This window comes from Rhodococcus sp. EPR-134 (genome assembly GCF_001647205.1).
In the GTDB taxonomy this organism is placed as follows: domain Bacteria; phylum Actinomycetota; class Actinomycetes; order Mycobacteriales; family Mycobacteriaceae; genus Rhodococcus_F; species Rhodococcus_F qingshengii.
Map to the genome: position 1 here is coordinate 1 of NZ_LVCT01000546.1, position 3,364 is coordinate 3,364.

Consider the following 3,364-nt stretch of genomic DNA (forward strand, 5'->3'; position numbering starts at 1 on the left):
GGTGTGGCCTTCGAGCGAGGAGAGTCAGCTCATGGTGTGGCCTGCATCGCTGCTGCGGTTCGCGGATACGAAGAACCCGTCGGCAGCATCGCCCTGTGCGGCAACAACAAATCCGTTCAGCTAGAACGCCTCGCCCCTTGGTCGTCCACGCGGTCCGTGAAATTTCTCGATCGTTGTACCCCGAATCGGACCATTCCCGTAGACCACGAAAGGCGCCTTCCGTTCCTGCGGCCACATTCTCCGCGGAGATGATGGATCGCCTCCTGGCGGCATCACCGGAAGACTGGATCTAACGTATCTCGACCGATCGAGTCCGCGGTGTCAGTACTGGACGGTATTCCCGAGAACTCGCTGACGCATCCTTAACTCCTCGACCACGCTGGATGGCGCTTGTTTGCATTCTCCAGGGCTCGCCGTGGATCAGCCATGTCATTTTGAACATGTTGGGCTGCAAGCAGATACATTTTTCGTTGAATGTGTCATTGTGCGAGAATGCGGATTCCGTTGGCGTCCTGGGCGAGGATGTGGGCGAAGTGGCGGTTGGATTTGTCGAGTCCGTCGGAGAGGTTCGCGCCACGCAAGAAGGATGCTGCGGCGGCGTCGAGGTGCCGCGCAATGCGCAGGAGCAGGCCGAGGGGCGGGAACGAGGAAGACGTGGGCGTCTGCGGTGATAATGTCGAGGGTCGATAGTAGCGACAGACCGGCCTCAGTTTCGTTGTCGTCGTGGTTGATGTGGGCGACTTTCAATGCTTCGGCCGGGGCTGCCGCTGGAAACTTCTGTGCCGAGCCTGCGACAATGTTTCCGTTTTGTCGGCACGACAGCGAACTATTGGCGGTAATGGTGTTGTGCTGCAATGTGTCCTTATTTTCACCATTGCTTGACAGGGGCGCACGGGAGTCGGAAGCAGAAAACGGCAGGGTTAACCGCGATAGCGGCGAGGGAACCGCTGCATGCGCGGGAAGGATACGAGCTGCTGAGTCCGAGCGCTCCTCTTACCGGCGGCGACATGTGATCATCGTTCTGAAATCGATACTGTCTAGGTTTTTCGACGTGAGGATCGTATGTTCGCTGATCGGTTGAATATGTTGTTCGAGGATTCGCCGCGATTCGGTCGTCCGGTCACGCAAGCTGTGGTGGCGGACGGTCTCGCCGCGAGTGGCTCTCGCCTCTCCCGCCCTTATCTGTCTCAGTTACGTCGAAGTAGGCGGACGAACCCTTCTCCGGATGTGGTCGCTGTGCTTGCTAATTTCTTCGGCGTCGATGACAAGTATTTTTATCTGCCGGTCGACAGTGAGGGGGCGGAACCGTCGGTTGTCATCGACTGTCTCGAACAGGGGGCGTTGCGGCAACTGTTGGCTGCAGTGGTCGGCCTTTCCGAGTCGTCCACAGGGCTGGTCGTCGACATGGCGGAACGTTTGCGCCGCGCAGAGAAACTTCCAGAGATCACTGCGGGCGCTGATTGACCGAAACGTACTGCTATAGACCGGTTCCCCGACGCTGAAAGGTGAACGGTCTGGAGTGGTAGGGACGAGTATCTGCTCCTGACTGGGGAACTCGTTTTCGAAGACCACTGGGACTGCTCTCCGGGATGCGTTCGACTATGCCGTGCTCGATCGTCGGAGAACGTTCGGCGTGTTTGCGGTGCGATCGCTCACTACCCGACGTAGGGTCGGATTCCGCCAGATTATCGACCCAACCCCGAGAGTATGGCGCCGGGGGACGGGTCACGGCATTTCTCTGCCTACCGCCCCTACTTGAGGTCCCGTGCCCTTTGCCGGCTCTGGGCGTCCGGCTCGCCGGCAAGCTTCACTCCCTTACCGCCCTGCTCGAGTAGCACCTTGAGGCGGCTGAGCAAGTTCGCTCAACATGTGACAGAGGTGAACGAGCCGCCGGTACCGAGGTTCTCGTCAGAACCTCGGTTCCTGCTTGCCTGCCGGGCAGGCAAAAAAACGTCGCGTTGCGAGCGATGGGAGGACCGCGCGGAATGGTGGCAGTGACCGAGAGTGCCGAATACGCCCATCGGATCGACATTCCAGTTGGCGTCCGCCAGTAGGGGGTGGACGTTCGCGCGAGCCTTCACCAACTGAAGTCCGGATGGGGAAGTCGCGGAGTTCGGTGATGAGGGCTTCGAGGCGTAGACCTCAGCGAGGTAGGTGAGAGCGCTAACTAGTGTCCTGCGCCTGAAATTCGTTCGATATATTTTGCGAGCGAATTGAGGATCTCGTCTGCAGTTTTGGTCCAGGCAAAAGGTTTCGGTTTTTCGTTCCAGTCGGTGATCCATTCCCGCACGTCCTTCTCGAGTGCCGCGACGGAGGTGTGTACTCCGCGGCGCAGGAGTTGGTCGGTGAGATACCCGAACCACCGCTCGACCTGATTGATCCAGGACGACCCGGTCGGGGTGAAATGGATATGGAACCGTGGATGTTTCACCAGCCAGTCCCGGACGGTGACGGTTTTGTGGGTCGCGAGGTTGTCGCAGACGATGTGCACGTCGAGTTCGGTCGGGACGGTTTTGTCGATCGCGATCAGGAATTTCTTGAATTCGACTGCTCGATGCCGGCGGTGCAGGGCGGAAATGACGGTGCCGTCGGCGATATCGAATGCCGCGAACAGACTGGTGACGCCGGATCGGACGTAATCGTGGCTGCGTCGCTCGGGCATGCCGGGCATCATCGGCAGCACCGGTTGGGAGCGGTCCAGCGCTTGCATTCCGCTTTTCTCGTCCACGCACAGCACCACCGCATGTTCGGGTGGATTGTGGTACAGGCCAACGACATCGACGACTTTGTCGACGAACTGCGGATCGGTGGACAGTTTGAAACCATCGGTCAGGTGCGGTTTCAGTTCGAATTTGCGCCAGATCCGTCCGATCGTCGATTTCGAGAGTCCGGTTTTCTCGGCCATCGACGTCCGGGACCAGTGCGTCGCGTTGCGCGGCGATTGTTCGAGGGTGTTCGTGATGACGTCTTCGACCCGGTCGAGCAGGATCGACGGCGGTCGCCCGGGCCGTGGTTCGTCGGTCAGTCCGTCGAGGCGTTTGTCGACGAACCGAGAACGCCATTTGGTGACGGTGCTCGGGGTGATCCGCAGGTCGTCGGCGACCTGCTTGTTCACCGCGCCCGGCTGCGCGCACGCCAGCACGATCTTCGCCCGGAGCGCCAACGCCTGCGATGTTTTCGCCCGCCGCGACCATTGCGTCAGTTGTTCGCGTTCGTGATCGGAGAGTTCGAGTCCGTTTTTCGGCCGGCCCGGCCGGGATTTGTCCGTCAGCCCGGCCAATCGGTCCTGCGCGAACCGGCGCCGCCACGCATTGACCGTCATCCGTGAGGCACCCACCTCTGTGGCAACGTGGTCGTACACGAC

Annotated in this window: 3 protein-coding genes; 2 read left to right on the plus strand and 1 reads right to left on the minus strand. The window is 60.1% G+C overall.

What is annotated here, in order from left to right; all coding sequences use genetic code 11:
- Window positions 1-470: 470 nt before the first annotated feature.
- Window positions 471-671, plus strand: a complete 201-nt coding sequence (locus tag A2J01_RS36020; protein WP_156519388.1) for a hypothetical protein — start codon at window positions 471-473, stop codon at window positions 669-671.
- 565 nt (window positions 672-1,236) lie between these two features.
- The gene (locus A2J01_RS37025; RefSeq protein ID WP_231783839.1) at window positions 1,237-1,464 is read left to right on the plus strand and encodes a hypothetical protein; all 228 of its coding nucleotides are present in this window, start codon (window positions 1,237-1,239) and stop codon (window positions 1,462-1,464) included.
- 703 nt (window positions 1,465-2,167) lie between these two features.
- On the opposite strand, the gene A2J01_RS24575 is transcribed toward A2J01_RS37025, so the two are convergent.
- Complete coding sequence (locus A2J01_RS24575) at window positions 2,168-3,361, minus strand: IS630 family transposase (RefSeq protein ID WP_156519389.1); 1,194 nt, start codon at window positions 3,359-3,361, stop codon at window positions 2,168-2,170.
- Between the last annotated feature and the right edge of the window lie 3 nt (window positions 3,362-3,364).